This is a genomic window from Leptolyngbya sp. UWPOB_LEPTO1 (genome assembly GCF_017302695.1).
Lineage (GTDB): Bacteria > Cyanobacteriota > Cyanobacteriia > Leptolyngbyales > Leptolyngbyaceae > Leptolyngbya > Leptolyngbya boryana.
In genome coordinates this window covers 26,398-45,411 of record NZ_JAFLCJ010000013.1, presented here as the reverse complement: position 1 = coordinate 45,411, position 19,014 = coordinate 26,398, and the positions used below count along the sequence as shown (strand labels likewise).

The 19,014-nt window shown below is 46.7% G+C and carries 11 protein-coding genes; 5 read left to right on the top strand and 6 right to left on the bottom strand.

What is annotated here, in order from left to right; all coding sequences use genetic code 11:
• Positions 1-94 precede the first annotated feature (94 nt).
• Positions 95-3,544: a PA14 domain-containing protein gene (locus tag J0L70_RS19320; RefSeq protein WP_287455573.1), complete on the bottom strand. Its 3,450-nt coding sequence runs from the start codon at positions 3,542-3,544 to the stop codon at positions 95-97.
• Positions 3,545-4,191: 647 nt separating this feature from the next.
• Positions 4,192-6,564: an endonuclease MutS2 gene (locus tag J0L70_RS19315; RefSeq protein WP_287455572.1), complete on the bottom strand. Its 2,373-nt coding sequence runs from the start codon at positions 6,562-6,564 to the stop codon at positions 4,192-4,194.
• 365 nt (positions 6,565-6,929) lie between these two features.
• On the opposite strand from J0L70_RS19315, the gene J0L70_RS19310 reads away from it, so the two are divergent.
• From J0L70_RS19310 to J0L70_RS19290, 5 genes are all read left to right on the top strand, one after another.
• Positions 6,930-8,120 carry a hybrid sensor histidine kinase/response regulator gene (locus J0L70_RS19310; RefSeq protein ID WP_287455571.1) on the top strand — a complete coding sequence of 397 codons (1,191 nt, stop codon included), beginning with the start codon at positions 6,930-6,932 and terminating at the stop codon, positions 8,118-8,120.
• Positions 8,117-10,822, top strand: coding sequence for an ATP-binding protein (locus J0L70_RS19305; protein ID WP_287455570.1), 2,706 nt, complete (start codon positions 8,117-8,119; stop codon positions 10,820-10,822). The genes J0L70_RS19310 and J0L70_RS19305 overlap by 4 nt, the downstream gene beginning before the upstream one ends.
• Before the next feature lie 65 nt (positions 10,823-10,887).
• Positions 10,888-12,678 (top strand): malto-oligosyltrehalose trehalohydrolase, encoded by a 1,791-nt coding sequence (treZ, locus tag J0L70_RS19300; RefSeq protein ID WP_287455569.1) that lies wholly within the window; start codon positions 10,888-10,890, stop codon positions 12,676-12,678.
• An 8-nt stretch (positions 12,679-12,686) separates the two neighbouring features.
• Positions 12,687-15,446: a malto-oligosyltrehalose synthase gene (gene treY, locus J0L70_RS19295; RefSeq protein WP_287455568.1), complete on the top strand. Its 2,760-nt coding sequence runs from the start codon at positions 12,687-12,689 to the stop codon at positions 15,444-15,446.
• 11 nt (positions 15,447-15,457) lie between these two features.
• Positions 15,458-16,162, top strand: a complete 705-nt coding sequence (locus J0L70_RS19290) for a lipoate--protein ligase family protein (protein ID WP_287455567.1) — start codon at positions 15,458-15,460, stop codon at positions 16,160-16,162.
• Between the two features lie 111 nt (positions 16,163-16,273).
• Here the strand turns inward: J0L70_RS19290 and leuB are convergent, their stop codons facing one another.
• Genes leuB through J0L70_RS19270 form a run of 4 tightly spaced genes read right to left on the bottom strand, consistent with a single transcriptional unit; the run spans position 16,274 to position 18,926 of the window.
• Positions 16,274-17,353 (bottom strand): 3-isopropylmalate dehydrogenase, encoded by a 1,080-nt coding sequence (leuB, locus tag J0L70_RS19285; RefSeq protein WP_268182831.1) that lies wholly within the window; start codon positions 17,351-17,353, stop codon positions 16,274-16,276.
• A gap of 50 nt (positions 17,354-17,403) precedes the next feature.
• Positions 17,404-17,526, bottom strand: a complete 123-nt coding sequence (locus J0L70_RS19280; protein WP_017286065.1) for a hypothetical protein — start codon at positions 17,524-17,526, stop codon at positions 17,404-17,406.
• Positions 17,523-18,467: a metal ABC transporter solute-binding protein, Zn/Mn family gene (locus tag J0L70_RS19275; protein WP_287455566.1), complete on the bottom strand. Its 945-nt coding sequence runs from the start codon at positions 18,465-18,467 to the stop codon at positions 17,523-17,525. Before J0L70_RS19275 ends, J0L70_RS19280 begins: the two co-directional genes overlap by 4 nt.
• 3 nt (positions 18,468-18,470) lie before the next feature.
• On the bottom strand, positions 18,471-18,926 hold the full coding sequence (locus J0L70_RS19270) for a hypothetical protein (protein ID WP_017286063.1): 456 nt from the start codon (positions 18,924-18,926) through the stop codon (positions 18,471-18,473).
• Between the last annotated feature and the right edge of the window lie 88 nt (positions 18,927-19,014).

Sequence of the window (19,014 nt, the reverse complement as noted above, 5' to 3'; positions counted from 1 at the left end):
GATGCTCGAACAATGACACCAAAAATTTAGTCGTCTTTGCAGAGAAAAAAGGGCTGAAAATTACTTCAGCCCTTTTTTCTGGACAGATCAAGCGTTAACCAATCGGTCGCCACCGTCCTATCTCGCCCGATCCAAGACTTGCATAGTACAAGTTGCCATCTGAACCTGTTGTAATCTGCGCCAAGCCAAACACCCCACTGGCAAATCGTCGCTGTCCAACCACCACACCATTCGCATCAAAGACTAGAGCATCGACGGTTCCTTTACTCAAGTCTGTGATGAATAAGTTGTTGTCATAGATCGATGGGAAAGTATTTCCAGTGTAGAAATCTCCAACTGCGATCGCATTGCCACCGCTACCAAAGTGTTGATAAGCGTAAATCGGAGCCGTTAATCCAGTTTGAGGGCCAGCGTAGAAGGCTTGGACACTTGGGAGATCCTGATAGCCTCCGGTTCTATTACTCGTACCATTGCCTCCTTCATAAGCAACCCAGCCAAAATTTGCGCCGGGACCGCCCGTATTGACTTCTTCCCACTTCGTCCAGCCTACATCCCCAATATAGGGCTGTCCGTTCTGGCGATTGATCGTAAATCGGAAGGGATTTCTCAAGCCCAATTGCCAGACCTTCGATCGATTACTTTGGGGATTGCCATCGTAGAACGGATTGGAAGCAGGCGCATTGCCAGTGATGGGATCAATGCGGAGAATCTTGCCGGACAGACTATCGATGTTGAGTGTTCTGACCGCTCTTGGATCAACCGCATTGTAAGACGCACCATCCCCATTACTGACATACAAGAACCCATCCGTACCAAACTTGACTGTGCCGATCGCATGAGATTCACTATCGAGGTTCAAAAAGTCCTGAACAAAGGTTCCATCAGAATTACGACCCGACTCAGGAATGTTGAAGTTATTCGTACTATTCTCATCAGGGCGACTGATATTCTGCCAAGTGCTATTTTTACCCAGAATCACCACTTCACTGGCTGGATTGATCGAGACAATGCCATTGGTAATCGTGGCAGTAAATCGACCCAAGCGAGAAGCTCGGTTGCCAACTCCATCTCGAACTGCTTCTGGATCAGTCTGTGAAGCCGTTTCAGGTGGATCGTAAGAATAAAGCAGGTAGACATAGGGACTACCGCTAAAGAATTGGGGATGCACTGCAAGACCCAGTAATCCACGATCGCGCGGACTATTGACGATCGCAGAAATGTCAACGGCTGGAGTTTGTTGCAATACACCATTGCGAGCGACTCGCACTACCCCATTCTTCTGAGCAATGAACAGGTACTCACCACCCGGTGTCCAATCAAACGCGGTCGGTTGAAACAATCCAGTGATCACTGCTTCACGAGCGAAACTACCCGGATCATTATCTGCGATCGTCACCGTTGCCGTTTGCTGAGTTCCCAAGATACCAGCAGAGGGATTACTCAAAATGATATTAAACGTTTCATTCCGTTCTCCTTCTGTATCATCTGTGATTGGGACGGTAAACGTCTGGTTGGTCTGACCTGCTGCAAAATTGAGTGTGCCAATGCTCGTCGTATAGTCTGCACCTGCCGTTGCAGGTCCATTACTGGTTGCATAGTTCACGCTACCTGCTACGGTCGTGTTACCACTTCGCTGCACAGTAATGGTGACCGCTCCAGCATTCTCGTTGACATTAAAGTTTTCACTAGAAAAGGCATAGCTTGAATCAACTGCATCATCATCAATAATTTGGATCAAAGCAGTGCGATTTGTTCCGAGTGCTGCACCCGTTGTTTCACCCAAGCCAAACCCAAATTCTTCGGTTGCTTCAGTCGTCGCATCGTTCAGAATGGGAATTGTAACAGTTTTGCTGGTTTCACCTGCGGCAAAGGTCAAGACTCCTTCAGTTAAGGTGTAATCTTGTCCCGCGATCGCAGCGTTGGCTCCTGACCCGTTGGCAGTCGTGTATCGAACGGTAGCAACCCCGTCACTCCCATTGATGCGATCAACACGAACTGCTGCTGTACCTGCACTTTCATTCACTGTCACCGCATTCGTTCCAATCACGATCGTCCCTGGATTGACAGTCACTCGACCGCTGTAAAGCTGGGCCTGCGGGATAATTTGGCGCACTTGATTGGGACTCAACCAACCGAGCAGCGCAGAAGCCCTTCCACCGCGCTCATAGTACTCCATGCGAATATCGTATCGCAGTCCCGCTTGCAGTGCGATCGTGCCTGTGCGCTCAGTTGCGGCTTGGTCGATGAAACTATCAATGACTAATTGATTATTGACAAATAGGCGAACACCATCATCCGTGGTCGTAAAAAACGTGTAGGTATCGCTATAGAGCGGCTGCACTTGCCCTGTCCATCGGACTGAGAAGGTGTCGGCTGCGATCGACGGAGCAGGAGACCCCGTTCCCCAGTTAAAGTTAACCGTAGCATCTGTGCGGGTAACTCTTAAGTTCGTAAAATCGATGTTATCGAAGTATTCACCTTGTAGTCCATTCCCTGTACCCGGTTGAACCGGAGGTAGAGCGGTGCTAAACAGTTGTGATTGAGGGACAACCTGTTTTGTAATACCAGGTGCTGACCACTGTAGTCGGGCAGAGGCAAGTCCACCATTTTCGTAGTAGTCCATCGCGATGTTATAGCGCTGCCCTGCCACGAGATTGATCGTTCCACTGCGTTCGGTTGCGGCTTGATCTCGGTAGTTATTGATCACTTGCTGCCCGTTGATGAAGAGACGATTCCCATCATCGGTGGTCGTAAAGAAGGTATAAGTTCCAGTGACGGGTGCGAGAATCTGTCCAGTCCATCGGATGGAGAAGGTATCCGCTCCGATCAAGGGATCAGGAGAACCAGATCCCCAATTGAAATTAACCGTAGCATCGGTACGAGTCAGCCGCAGATTTGTAAAATCGATGTTATCGAAGTACTGTCCGAATAGCCCATTCCCGGTTTCAAGCAAGCTAGTGTAGCCAGCTAGGCGATCGAGATCAAACAGCAACGGTGATTCGATCGCTCCAGTCTGAGCTTCCAGTATCCAGTTGCCCCCGCTAGCTAGATTTCCAGTCGCATCTGTAGAAGCAGCGACATCAGCTCCTGTGATCTGACTCAGTTGCTGAATTAGAGCAGGGTCTCCGAGAGCAACGTTACAGCCATAGAGCAAGATGTCTGCATTCGGAGCCAGTGAAGTTGCCCAAGTTGCAAGGCGATCTTGATAGGTCGTGATGGTTGCAAGATCAAGGGTCGCATTGCCAAGGCTGAGGCTGTTGATACTGCCATGTGAGGCGATATAGACACTTTCGACATTTTGATAGCTAGCAAGCACTTGGCTAATTTGATCAATGCCGTCTTTGTGCGAGTCGAGCAGGACAATTTTTGTGCCATCTATAACGCTAGAGGCAAGCGTATGTGCTTGCGCGATCGCGGAATCGATGAAGACGATGCGAGAAGCACTTGATTGAGAGAGGGAACTCGCCGAGTCAAACCAGGGACGACTGCCGACAGGAGATGAATTGAGATCGAACACACTTGAGGAATTTAAAAGGTTCTGCATTTCGTTTCGTGCATGAAAACGATAGTAAAAGTCGCTTTGTGAAACGCCGCGATCGCATCGCCCGAAGTTTAGACAAGCTAAAGCTAGACAGCCGGAAGCTCACTCAGTTTTAGCCATCCTGAGTGGTTCCACCATCCATGCTCTCAGTCTGAGCCAGGGTGAATTTCTGCTAAAAACTGCGATCGTGCATTTTACGAAGCAACGAAAAACGTTGTTCGGATGCCCCTGAAGGTTAGATCGCACAATCAATGAGCTTCAGATTGGGTAAGACTCTGAAACGAAAGGGTAGTAGTGCTGACTTCAAATGGTGAGACGCGACTAGATAGGTGGCGCTCGGTTAATCTTCTATCACCTGTTTACAAAACCAGTTTGCAAAAACAGTGAGGTAATTCCTGATGATGCTCGTTTCCTGACATTAGCATTCCAGAAAGAATACTGTAAGCGCTTTCACTTAACTTTAACGAAATTTTAAATTCTGCATCTGTGTTTACACGGCTTTTTTATGCGGAACTGCCCAGTTTTAGCAGGATTTATCGGCAAAACCAAGCTATTGCTCAGTATCTTTACGCAAATCAGTTAGATCCTAAGAAAGCTAAAACTGGGCGATGTTACCGTTTCGTCTGAGTGAAGTTGACTGTGGAATCCACTTACACAGGGTAAGCGATCGTCACTCCGGTTCCACCATCTGCACGATCGGCAAGTTCAAATCTTTGGACGCGCGGATGCTGTTTCAGAAAGTCGTGAACCCCTTGACGGAGCTTGCCTGTGCCATGTCCGTGAATAATCCAAATCGGCGTTCGAGCTTCTGAAATTGCTTTATCAAGCACAATTTCCGCATCTGCGACCCGGCTGCCTCGGATGTCAAACGTATTGCGATCGGTACGAACTGCAGGCATGGAAACCGCAGGTTGAGGAGAAGGAGCAGACTTTGGCTTGGGTTCAGGTTGAGGCTTCGTCACTTTTTCGCCTGTGAGAGACTCAATATCCGTCACGGGAACGGTCATTTTCATGATGCCGAAGCGCACAATTAGCTCCTCATCTCCTGCAAGTTCCAGCACTTCTGCAGTTTGACCTAAGCGAGGAATGCGAATGCGATCGCCGACTTGCGGACGATAGCCGGGTTTGGGTTTCGCGGGTTGCTGGCGCGAAGGTAGATGCTTATCCGAGAGGCGATTCAGGGCATCGGTTGCTTGTTGGGCATCTTGAGCCGTGGCATTGCCTTGCTGAAGTTTGCGAATCACTTTCGCGATTTCGGTTTTGGCTTGCGCGATCGCATCTTGTACGGCTCGTTCTTGCGCTTGCTGCAAGCCACGTTCGCGATCGCGCAGATTTTCTGCTTTTGCCGATACTTCTGTATAAAAGCGTTCTGCTTGCTGAAGCAGGTCTGCGGCTTCTTTCGCTTTCGCTTCTTGCGCCCGACGTTGCGCTTCGAGTCCTGCAATCACTTGGTTGACATCTTCAGTCGCGCCACCGACTTGAGTTTGTGCGTTTTCAATCACTTCCGAGTTCAAGCCGAGCCGCCGCGCGATCGCTAACGCATTGGATCGACCCGGAATTCCCCAGAGCAATCGATAGGTAGGAGACAGCGAAACATCGTCAAACTCAACTGACGCATTTTCAAAGCGATCGTCTTGATATTTCAACGCCTTGAGTTCGCCAAAGTGCGTGGTTGCAATTGAAAGCTGCGCGTGATCTGCAAGATATTTGAGCAGCGCGATCGCGAGGGCACTGCCTTCTGTCGGATCAGTTCCGGCTCCGACTTCATCGAGCAGCACTAAAGAATGCGATCGCTCCTTCAATGCCTCTAAAATTCGACTAATGCGGCGAATATGCCCAGAGAAAGTCGAAAGACTTTGCTCTAAAGATTGTTCGTCTCCAATATCTGCTAAAACTTGCTCAAACCAAGGCAGTTCGACGGGTTCACGCGCGGGAACAAATAGCCCAACTTTTGCCATCAGCACTGCTAAACCTAGCGTTTTGAGGGTGACCGTTTTACCGCCTGTATTAGGGCCTGTAATCGCGACGACTCGAATCTGAGGTTGAATCACGAGATCGACAGGAATGACATCGCGACCTTGTTCGTGCTGATTTTGCCAAACCAGGAGCGGATGACGGAGCTGCCGAAGCACGATCGTATCTTCTGTAAACCGAGGGGGATTCGCTTTGAGCCAGAAGCTATAGCGGGCACGTGCAGTTGCCAAATCCAGCGTTGTACAGATCGCGAGTAATCGCTCTAAATCATCTTTTGCGATCGCAACTTGCTCAGTCAAAACCCGCCGAACTGTTTCTTCTTCGGCTTGTTCTTGGCGTAGTAATTGGCGCAGTTGATTATTGAGTTGCACCGTCGGATGCGGCTCAATGTAGAAGGTTGCGCCACTCATGGAGACATCATGCACAATCCCAGGAATTGCCTCTTTGTGAGTCGCTTTGACAGGAATGACAAATCGCCCGTCGCGCTGAGTAATCACTTGTTCTTGCACCGCAGTCGATTGGCGCTGCATAGTACGTTGCAGCATTTCGTAAACGCGATCGCGAACTTGTTTTTGCTGCGATCGAATTCCTGCCAATTTTGGACTCGCGCGTTCGCTGACTTTACCATCGTCATTGAGACAACGATAAATTTCCTGTTCAATTTCAGGATAGGTGCGCAACTCTGCCACTAATTCGCTCAGAATCGGGTAGCCATCCTGATTGTCGATCGTGCGTCTGAGCGTTCTCGCACCCGAAAGTGTCGTTGCGATCGTCAAGAGTTCGACCCCAGACAAGATCCCCTGCAAAGATGCCCGTTCCAGTGAATCTCCAATGTCTTCAATCCCTTCAAAACTTAGCCCAGTCGTGAGTTGAGTTTCTAAATCATAAATTTCTTTGGTTTGGGCAAGCAGATGTTCGGTTTCAGATTGAGTGGTTGGAATTTTCAGCGCACGCAGAACGATCGCGCCTAGCTTGGTCGAGGCAAACGTTGCCAACTGTTGACAGAGGCGTGACCATTCTAAAAGTTCTAGAGTCTCAGTTTGAATCAAGGTTAGGGACAAAAATGATGAAAGCTACAACTCTCTATTGTAGAAGCTTCGCAGAGACAGAAATAGCGCCCTAGCCAGAACTCTATCGAAAAATCAGGGAATTGCCGTGAAATCTCATCGCGCGCGATCGCACTAAACGACGCTTAACACTCAAACTCCACGATTTGAGCAAAATTTAAGCCTGACAAGTGCAGCGCAGTCGCAACTCGCTGCCCGAATTTTCCCTGAAACAATTATCGATCGTCATTGTGCTGAACTTTAGTCAGACCGTGCAGTCCGTTATAATCAAATTCTGCAAGTCGCCCAAAATTTCAAGTCGCCCAAAATTTCAGATTGAGCCATGACATCGATTGAGGCAGACCCCCATGAGCAAACCTGTAATTATCTGTGTAGATGACGAACCATTAGTACTAGAAACTCTCAAAATCGAATTAAAACGGGTGCTCGGCGAGAACTGCTTAATCGAGACGGCAGAAGGCGGAGAAGAAGCATTAGAACTATTTGATGAACTGCAAAACAGCAAAGAATACGAAGTCGCTTTAGTACTTGCAGATTACATTATGCCAGGGCTGAACGGCGATCAACTGCTCAAACAAATCCACGATCGCTCGCCTCGAACTCTCAATGTGATGATTAGCGGGCAGGCTGATCTAGAAGCAGTCAGTCAGGCTTTGCGGAGTGCTAGACTCTATCGCTACATCTCGAAACCCTGGACACCAGAAGATATTAGCTTAACGATCGTCGAAGCAGTTCAATCTTATTTGCAAGATCGAAAATTAGAAACACAAACTGAAAAATTACGTGCGATCAATTCTTATTTAGAGCAACAAATTCAAGAGCGCACGGAAGAACTTCAGCAAAAAATGCAGGAACTAGAAAAACTCAACACGCTCAAAGATGAGTTTCTACATGCGGTCAGTCATGATCTCAAAACGCCTCTGATCGGCAGCATGTTAGTCTTTCAGCGTTTGAAAAAACAACTTGATGATCCGGTACAGCTATCCCGATCCATGCTCGATCGCATGGTTGAAAGCACTCAGCGTCAACTCAAGTTGCTTGACTCTCTATTAGCAGTACAGCTTAGCGAACATGGCATGAGGCTCGATCGTCAAGCCATCAAACTTGCAGCCTTTGTAGATGAGATTATTTTGGATTTAGAGCCAATTTTGACTGAAAATCAAGTGACGATCGCGCATACAATCTCATCCGAATCCACGGTTTATGCTGACGAATTTCAACTGCGGCGAGTGTTCGAGAATCTCATTACGAATTCTTTGAAACACAATGCACCAGGGATTTCATTAAGCATCTCTACGACTGTTGAAAATAACATACTCAAATGTATGATTGAAGACAATGGCGTTGGCATTCCCCAGCAAGACTGTGACCTAATGTTTGAACGCTATCAGCAGGGGAGTCGCAATCGGCGATCGCTTGGGATTGGGTTAGGGCTTTACCTCTGTCGGCAAATCATTCAGGCACATGGCGGCGAAATTGGAGTCATCAGTGCAGTTGACCAAGGTGCAAAATTCTGGTTCACTCTACCCACATCATGAACCGTCCTCATCCTTCACTCCAGAATGTCTTAATTCTTGCGTTGATTGCTCACATTCTGAGTGTTGTAGGGTTAATTAGCTATTTCTCGTTTCGCAACAGCCAAGCCTCTGTCCAGGAACTCGCAAAGCAGGTCGTTCAGGAAAGAAGCGATCGCATTGCTGACTATCTCACAACTTATACAGCAGCGCCACCGCTTGCGACTCAACTCAATGCGAATGCCATTCAGAATGGAACTCTGAAGCTCGATCGTCTCTCCACTTGGAATCGTTATCTCTTTCAGCAAAGTAACCTGTTCCAAAACCTCGCCTACCTCTATTTTGGGTCAGCCCAAGGCGAGTACAGCGAACTTCGACGATATGGCGATCGTCAATTTCGATATGGCTATAGCGATCGCCAACAACGGTTAAAATCATTTGAACTCGATGCCCAAGGCAATCCGCAAAAAGTTGTGCTAAAGCGGCTCTATGATCCGCGAATTCGTCCCTGGTATCAACTCGCGCAGAGCGGTACAACAGGCTGGACAGAGATCTATGCCTTTGATGATACCCCACCCATGCTCGGCATTAGTTTTGTACGTCCCGTCTATGAGGCTCAGCAATTTCGAGGCGCGCTAGGAGCCGATTTTTCGCTAGCTGGCATTCATGAATTTTTGAGCAGCATTCAACCGAATTCACAGAGCCGAATTCTGATTATGGAGCGGAACAGCAAGCTGATTGCTACGTCTTCAAACGAGCTACTTTTCGACTCAGAACGCCGACGAATCGATTCGATCACAGTACAAGATCCTCTGATCCGCAGGACTGCCGAAATGCTACGCCAGCGCTATGGGCAGCAGATTAAGAGTCACGCTCCGCAGCTTCTAACGCTGCAATTCGACCATGATCTGCATTACGTTTATCTCGCTCCTTTTGCGGATCAGTACGGTTTGGATTGGTTGATTGTGATCATGGTTCCGCAATCGAGTTTTTTGGGGCAAGTGGAGGCAAATCAGCGGATGATGCTCTGGCTTTGCCTAGCTGCGTTAGCCACTGCGATCGTGACGAGCATTCTCACCGCACGATGGCTTTCTCGTCCAGTGCAGCAGTTAAGCGAAGCAAGCCAGAACATTGCCAAAGGAGAGTTTGATCAAATTGTTAAAATCCGAGGTGCTCGAGAGTTCGTCGGACTTGCGCGATCGTTTAATTTGATGAGCCAAGAGATTCAACGATCGCAATCCCAACTTGAAGAATATGCGCACACTTTGGAAGAGAAGGTTCGAGCACGAACGCACCAACTGGAACAAGAAGTCGAAGAACGCCAGAAAATTAATGCAGAATTACGAGCCGTCTTTGCAGCAATGGATCAGCTAATTTTTATCTTCGATCGCGATGGACGACATCTCAAAGTTCCAGCAAAACGCGCACAGCAGATTTTCTATAAACCAATCGAATCACGGATTGGACGAACGCTTCATGAAGTCTTTCCCCAGGACATTGCCGATCACTTTCTCCAGCACATTCATCAGGCGCTCGATACTCAGAAAACTGTCGATATTGAATACACGCTAGAGATCGAGGGTGAAGTAGTTTGGTCTGATGCGAGCATTTCTCCGATTGATCATCAGACCGTGATTTGGATATCGAGAAATGTTACTGATCGCAAGCGTGCTGAGCAACAACTCCAACAAAGCCATGACGAACTTAAACAAACCTTAGATGAATTGCGATCAACACAAGCAAAGCTGATTGAATCTGAAAAGCTTGCTGCTTTGGGACAATTAGTGGCTGGAGTTGCACATGAAATGAACACGCCATTGAGTGCGATCCAATCTTCAATTGAGACACTTTCGGGCTTTATGCAAACTGAGTTAGAAGCATTGCCCACATTTTTACAGCAGCTTTCAGTACAACGTCAGCAAGACTTTTTTAGTTTGCTTGACCACGCTGCTGAAACGGCTCCAACATTTGCTCGCTTATCCAGTCGCGAGAAGCGTCAGCTAAAACGTGCCCTGAGCCAACAACTTGAGAGCTATCAAATTAAACCAGCAGATATCATTGCAGATACGTTAATCGATATTGGAGTGTACGATCGCATTGAATTGTTCATTGTTCTTTTGCAAGAGCGCGATCGCGATGCGATTCTGAATGCTGCTTATCAACTTATGATCGCGAAGCGCAGCTTACAGACACTTGCGATCGCATCAAATCAAGCTGCAACTGCTGTTCGCGCGCTGAAAACCTATGCGCGACAGAACGCAGATAGCCAGCCTATTCTTGTTAACGTCATTGATAGCATCGAAACTGCATTAACGCTCTACCGCAATCAACTCAAGCGAGGCGTAGAAGTTGTCCGATACTATGAAGAAGTTACTTTAATCCAAGCTTATGCGGATGAATTGAATCAGGTCTGGATGAATCTGATCCACAATGGCATTCAAGCGATGAATTATCAAGGCACATTAACGATCAGAGTCACTTCTATCTCGAATGGGATTCAAGTTGCCGTAACCGATACGGGAGCGGGCATTCCCCTAGAAGTTCACGATCGTATCTTCTCGCCATTCTTTACCACAAGACCCATCGGAGAAGGAAATGGCTTAGGGTTATCGATCGTGCAGCAATTGATCGAAAAACACTCTGGAACTATTTCATTTGATAGCGTTCCAGGTTGTACAACGTTTACAGTCTGCTTGCGACAATCTCTTCCTCGCACTCTGACTTGAGATAGATTGGCACTCAGAGCGAATCGAGTACTGTTGGCAAAGCGGGTTTAATATTTTTTTGAAATATGAAAGTAGGCGCTTGGTACTTGGGCGACGATCGCTGTGAATTCACAGTTTGGTGTCCTCGATCGAAAACAGTAACTTTGGAGTTATCCGATCGATCTGTTGAAATGCAGCGACAAGATGATGGATATTGGAGCACGATCGTTTCGGGAATCAAGCCGGGCGCTGAATATCGCTATCGACTTCAGAGCGGAACCTTTCCTGACCCAGCTTCGCAATTTCAACCCTCTGGCGTGCATGAAGCATCGGCAGTTGTCGATCACCGTTTTGAGTGGCAGGATTCGCAATGGCAGGGAATCAAGCTCGAAGATTTTGTTATTTACGAGTTGCATGTCGGCGCTTTTACACCAGAAGGAACCTTTGAGGCGATCATTCCACGATTGCAGACTTTGAAAGAATTGGGAGTAAGCGCGATCGAGATTATGCCGATCTCTCAATTTCCGGGCGATCGCAACTGGGGCTATGACGGCACTTATCCTTATGCTATTCAGAATTCGTATGGTGATGCGAACAGCTTAAAAAAGCTAGTCAATGCCTGTCATCAGCATGGGATTTCCGTCGTCCTTGATGTTGTTTATAACCACTTTGGTCCTGAAGGAGCTTACATTAATCAGTTTGGTGACTACTTTACAGAGACTTACAAAACACCTTGGGGAAGCGCAATCAACTTTGATAATGCTTACAGCCATTGTGTGCGGAGTTACTTCTTAGAGAATGCACTGTATTGGCTGAGAGAGTTTCATATTGATGCTTTGAGGCTTGATGCAGTCCAAGCTATCTATGATATGGGTGCGCGGCACTTTTTAGCAGAATTAGCTGATCGAGTTGAAGAACTTTCACAACAACAAAACCGCAAGCTATACCTGATCGCTGAGAGCGATTTGAATGATGTGAAGTTAATTCGATCGAAGAGTGCGAACGGGTATGGCTTAGATGCTCAGTGGAGCGATGATTTTCACCATGCATTACATGCATTACTAACGGGAACTGACATTGGTTACTATCAAGATTTTGGAACTTGCGAGGACTTAGCAAAAGCTTATCGCAACACGTTTGTATACGATTGGAAGTATGCACCTCATCGATTTCGGTTTCATGGTGCGCCTGCGCTGGATTGTCCGATGACACAATTTGTAGTCTGCATTCAGAACCATGATCAAATTGGGAATCAAATGCACGGAGAGCGATTGTCTCAGTTGATTTCGTTTGAAGGTTTGAAATTAGCTGCGGGGGCTGTGTTACTTTCGCCTTATACTCCACTGCTGTTTATGGGTGAGGAGTATGGTGAGGAAGTTCCGTTTACTTACTTTGTCAGCCATTCTGATCCTGAGCTAATTCAAGCGGTTCGACGTGGTAGAAAGGCTGAATTTGCGGCATTTCATCTTGAGGGTGAACCGCCTGATCCAGAAGCTCCCGAAACATTTCAAGTTTGTAAGTTGCAGTGGGAGCGACATCAGCAAGGCAAACACAAAGTTCTTTGGACGTTCTATCAAAGATTGTTGAAACTGCGGCGATCGCATCCTGCACTCGTAAAGCGCGATCGCGCTTCGGTTTCGGCTTGTGCTGAGGAGGATAAAAAGCTGGTTTGGCTAGAGCGGCAAGATGTGATTTGCGTTTTTAACTTCAATCAGAGCGACCAAGTGTTTGAGTTTCCAGTAGGACAATGGCGAACTTTGCTCAATTCAGCAGATCAAGAGTGGATGGGAGCAGGTTCGCTTGCACCAGAGAAGGGGCAAGAGGGAGAAAGCGGAACTGTGCGATCGCAAAGCTTTGTCGTGTATGAGCGGTACTAGAGGATAATATGCGAATTCCAAACTCAACTTATCGAATTCAATTTAGCTCAGAGTTTCCATTCAAATCGGCTGAGAAAATTGTTGGATACCTAGCAAAACTCGGCATTACTGAGCTATACGCCTCACCGATCTTCAAAGCAAAATCTGGTAGCACTCACGGATACGATGTCGTTGATCCAACCCAGATTAATCCTGAGCTAGGAGGACAAGCAGCCTTTGATCAATTAGTTTCAAAGCTTCAGTCTTACGAACTCGGATGGCTGCAAGATATCGTGCCCAATCATATGTCGTATGACGCTAACAATCTCTATTTAATGGATGTTTTAGAGAATGGCTCAGATTCAGATTACGTACAGTATTTTGATTTGGCTTGGAATTCGCCGTTTGGAAGTAGCCAAGAGCCAATCTTAGCGCCTTTACTTGGAGATTTTTATGGGTCTTGTTTAGAAAATGGCGATATTCAAATTCAATACGATCAAAACGGTTTAACTGTAAATTACTACAGCTTAAAAATTCCGCTCAAGCTTGAATCCTATTCAACTTTTATAGCAAGCAACTTAGGGAAACTCGCAAAATCTCTAGGTCGAAGACATCCCGATTTTGTCAAACTTCTAGCTGTTCTGTTTGTATTGAGAAGTTTGCCATCTGAATCAGGCGGCAAGCAGCGACAAGACCAATCCGAATTTGTCAAAGGAATGCTTTGGGAGTTGTATGAAAGCAATTCAGAAGTCAAAGCTTTTATCGATGACAATATTCGATTCTTTAACGGAGAAGCTGGAAATCCTCGAAGCGTGGATCTCTTAGACAAACTACTTTCTGAACAGTTCTTCCGCTTGTCTTATTGGAAAGTTGGCGCAGAAGAGATTAACTACCGGAGATTCTTCACAGTCAACGAATTGATTTCTGTCAAAGTTGAAGAGCTAAAAGTCTTTAACGAGACGCATAATTTCCTCAGCCAGATGGTAGAACAGGGCAAATTTACAGGGTTAAGAATTGATCATATTGACGGATTATATAATCCCAAAGAGTATTTAGATCGCCTGAAAGAAAAGAATCCAGAAACTTATATTGTCGCAGAAAAAATCTTACAGCCTGGAGAAGATATCCCGAAGAATTGGAATATTCAAGGTACTTCAGGCTATGACTATTTGAACTATCTCAATAGCGTTTTCTGCGATGTTGAGAACGAGGAAAAATTTGACAGAACTTATCAGGCTATTCAAGAGCGATCGCTCGATTTTGAACAAGTTGCGCTTGAGAAGAAACATTTAATTCTCGATAAAAATCTAGCTGGAGATCTCGATAATTTAGCGGCACTTTTGAAAGATATTTCGCTCAAAGATCGCTATGGTAACGATTTTACAATCAATGGATTGAAAAGAGCGATCGCCGAAGTTCTCACTCAGTTTTCAATCTATCGAACTTACACAACCGAGGCAGGCGTATCCGAATCGGATCGCACTTATATTCAAACTGCGATCGAGACTGCGAGAGAAAACGCACCCTTCTCGCAAAAAGAGCTAGATTTCCTTGAAAAAGTACTACTACTTGACTATGACGACTCACTGATTCAAACCGACAAAGACAAATGGCTTTACTTTGCCATGCGCGTACAACAGTACACAGGACCCCTGATGGCAAAGGGTGTTGAAGATACAGCATTCTATGTCTTCAATCGCTTAATTTCACTCAACGAAGTCGGGGGCGATCCGGGTCGCTTTGGCATTAGTGCAGCAGAATTTCATCAGTTCAATCAGTATCGCCAACAGCATTGGCATACTGCAATGAATGCAAGTTCGACCCACGATACGAAGCGAGGTGAAGACATTCGCGCCCGCCTCAATGTGCTATCCGAAATTCCGGATGAGTGGCAAGCTCAACTACAGAAATGGCGCGATCTGAATTCAGAGCATAAAGTGCGCAGCAAAAGAGGTCATATGCCTTCTGCAAATGACGAATATGCTTTCTATCAAACGATTTTAGGGGCATATCCATTTCAGGAAAGCGAGATGCCTGGATTTGTCGATCGCATTGAACAATGTGCAATCAAATCAATTCGAGAAGCAAAAGTCCATACTGCTTGGCTGCGACCCAATCAACCTTACGAAGAGGCTTGCTCGAACTTTGTCAAAGCTATTTTGAACAGCGATCGCTTTCTCACAGAGTTTCTACCCTTCCAACAAAAAATCGCGCACTACGGACTGTTTAATTCACTGTCTCAAACCTTGATTAAGCTGACTTCACCAGGGATTCCCGATATTTATCAAGGATCTGAACTGTGGGATTTAAGTTTAGTCGATCCAGACAATCGTCGCCCGGTTGACTTTGAGCTACGCGCATCTTTTCTCGATGAGATTCAAGCCTCGACCGATCGTTTGTCTCTGATTCAGAAACTACTCGCAACCCGTCAAACTGGACAAATCAAGCAGTTTCTCATTACCCAAGTTCTCAAACTTCGGAATCAGTATGCCTCGACTTTTCTCAACGGCGATTACCTTCCCCTTGAGGTAACTGGCAAATTCAAAAATCACATTATTGCATTTGCCAGAAAAGATTCAGAAAAAACGATCGTCACCATTGCTCCTCGATTCTTCAGTCGCTTGATTCAAGTCGAACAACTCCCGATCGCGGAAATTTGGGAAGATACTGCGATCGCACTTCCGGGAACAAGTTGGCGAGATGCGATCGCCGATATCGAACATAATGGAGAAGCTGTATTCGTCAAAGATATCTTGAAGTATTGCTCGATCGCATTACTACATGATTAGAAGAGGTTGGTGTGGATAAATGGCGGCTCATTCCTTGCATCGAGGCTTCGGGACAGGTGCAAATGGCGATCGATACCTGGTTACTCGAACAACATCGAACGCACCATCATCCACCAACTCTACGCTTCTATACTTGGTCGCCTGCTGCGATTTCCTTAGGCTATCATCAGCGTCAATTTCCTGAATTTTGGAAGTCTTTAACTTGGCAAGGACAAGCGATCGAGCTAGTTCGTCGTCCTAGTGGAGGCAGAGCCGTTTTACATCAGGGAGATCTAACTTATGCCGTGATTACGTCTGGACTCGGCAGCAATCGAATGCAGGCATATCAAGCGATTTGTGAGTTTTTGATCCAAGGATGGAAGCAGCTAGGAATTGAACTCCAGTACGGCGAAGCAGGGCGCGGCTACATTCACAATCCAAATTGCTTTGGCACTGCGACTGGAGCCGATCTAGTAACTAAAAATGGCATGAAATTGATTGGTAGCGCTCAACTGAGAAGAGATAACACGATCTTGCAGCATGGCTCAATGCGGATTAAACCGGATGCAAAATTGTTTGCTCAAGTGTTTGAACAAGAGATTGATGTGATTGATGTGGAAATGACGATCGAAACTCTGATAAATACGCTAAGTAAAGCTGCAAGAGAACACTTCAACATCGACTTTGTAGTGCAACCTCTTACCGATTCCGAATGGTCTGAGATCCTGACGACGTGAGAAGCCAGAGTGGGGGAATGGAGGAATGGGGAGAACTTAGCTCAGATTGCTTCCTATCTCCCTACTCCCTATTTCCCTACTTCCTATCAGATCGCAGTAACTTACTACAGACTACAGCGCAGCTACCAGCGCATCCCCAATCGCCTGACATCCCACCAGCGTATTGCCTTCAGACATAATATCGCCCGTCCGATAGCCTTGGTCTAGCACCTTCAGCACAGCTTGCTCAATATGAGTTGCCGCATCCGGTTGATTAAAGCTATAGCGCAACATCATTGCAGCACTCAAAACTTGAGCGAGTGGGTTCGCTTTATCCTGTCCAGCAATGTCAGGCGCAGAACCATGCACAGGCTCATAAACCCCTGGTGCTGAAGCTCCTAAACTTGCAGAAGGCAACATTCCGATACTGCCCGTCAGCATTGCTGCGGCATCAGAGAGAATATCGCCAAATAAATTGCTAGTAACAATCGTATCAAACTGCTTTGGCGCGCGAACTAATTGCATCGCAGCATTGTCAACATACAAATGCGACAGTTCGACATCGGGATATTCAATCGCTAGAGCAGTCATGCGATCGCGCCAAAGTTGCGACACTTCCAAGACATTTGCTTTATCGACTGAACATAACCGCTTCGATCGCTTTTGAGCCGTTTCAAACGCCACTCGACCAATGCGATCGATTTCCGATTCGGTATACGCCATCGTATTCACGCCTCGTTTCTCACCCGTCTCCGTTGTGAAAATACCTCTAGGTTGACCAAAGTAAATTCCGCCCGTTAATTCGCGCACAACCATAATGTCAACGCCTTCAACGATTTCCCGCTTCAAAGTAGAAGCATCAATCAATTGCGGCAAAATCGTGGCAGGACGTAGATTTGCGAAAAGGTGTAAGCCCGATCGTAATCCTAATAATCCAGTTTCAGGGCGTAAATGGCGGGGTAAAGTATCCCACTTGTAGCCCCCGATCGCAGCGAGTAAAACCGCATCACTTTTCTTACAAGTTTCCAGGGTTGCAGCGGGTAAAGGTTCTCCAGTCGCATCGATCGCTGCTCCACCAATCAGTGCCTCTTGAAACTCAAAGCTGAGATCAAATTTTTCAGAGATCGTTTTTAAGACCCGAACGGCAACTGCCATAATCTCAGGGCCGATGCCATCACCGGGTAGAAGCGTGATGCGATACTGCTGTGTCATAGTGCGCGTTTAAAAGAGTAGCGCAAAGTATCATATCGCAAGACCATCAACTACTTGTCAGATTGATCTTTTTTCCAAGGATTTTTTGTCCCCATTTCTGTCCAAGCAGAAAAGATAAGATACAGAATCAGAACACCCGCACCAATCAGAAACGAAACGATTTCATCATTCATGGTTTAAACGGCGTGATTTTCCCGCCCAGTGCTTCAACGATCGTCGTTGTATTCGCTGCCATCATTTTGATATAAGTCTCGCCCTCACTACCCCGCGCTCCAATTGAGTCAGAATACAACTGGTTTGGAGCCAGTTTCACGCCCGCTTCTTGTGCCACTGTTTGAATCAAGGCAGGATTAATCGTAGTTTCTGCAAAAATGGCAGGAACACGAGCAGACTTAATCACTTGCACCAGTTTTTGCACAGTTTGCGCGCTCGGCTGTTCTTCGGTACTGATGCCGATTAAAGTGCCCATGATCGTTAAGTTGTAAGCCTTGCCGTAATACTGAAACGCATCATGCGTCGTCACCAACCGCCGACTCTGCGCCGGAATAGTTTGCACCTGCTGCTTGATCCAAGTATCTAATCGATTTAGATCAGCAATTAAGCGATCGGCATTTTGATTGATTGTTTCTCGATCGTTCTGAGCCAAGGGAATCAGCGCATCTCGAATCGCAGCCGCCATTTTTGCCACATTCTGAACATCCCCCCATACATGCGGATCTGGAACTTTCTGACCTTCTTTTTCGAGTTGCAAGGGCGGAACAACTTCCCCGATCGCAACTTGTTTGACATTGGCACCTGCCGCCTTCATCAAACGAATTAGGCCCGGCTCTAAGTTATACCCGTTGTACAGAATTAAATCCGCCTTCTCCATTGCTGCAGTATCAGCCGGAACAGGCTCATACGTATGAGGATCGGCTCCAGGTTTGAGAATGCCGATGACTTCGATCGACTCAGTTGCGATCGCTGTTGCCAAATCCGTCAAAATTGTACTCGTCGAAACGACGCGCGGTTTTTGATTTGCGGGACGTTCTGATTGACCACACCCATGTAGCCACGTTGCTACAAGACTGCTTACCAACAAGGCGTTAAACTGCCGCCGACCGGAAGTTCTCATACACTAAAGCGAAAAATTTTCTTCGTCGTCAATCTGCACATCTAGGCTAGCAGACAATACTTCAGCAACCATTGCCTCAAGTTCTGCCACATTAATGCCGCGATTCGATTGCTCCTGCATCGGATTCGACAAAGGAATTAAGCGCAGTTGGCGATCGTCTTGAATTAAATCAAAATAGGAGTCCGCTTCAAGCTTGCTCAATTGCAAATAGTCAAAACTATGGACATTGAGATATAGCGCATGATTCGCAACCATGGTCGCGCGATGCGGATCGGCAAAAACTTCTAGGACACAGCCTTCTCCTTCGCTTCTGGTTTTGCCGTCTTGAATGTGGATGTAGCGAACCCGATTAAGATCAGTCAACACCCGTTGCATATCTTGCTTATCGACGATCGTGCCGTCATCGATAATACAGGGAGCGGGAATTCGAGATGGGCGGGAAAGTGAATCGTGACTCATGACAGCAACATAGTCGATGGGGGTTGGGTCGCACTCAACAAACCAAATCAGGCAAATGAAACCAGGCTCGATCTGTAACTTCAGTTAG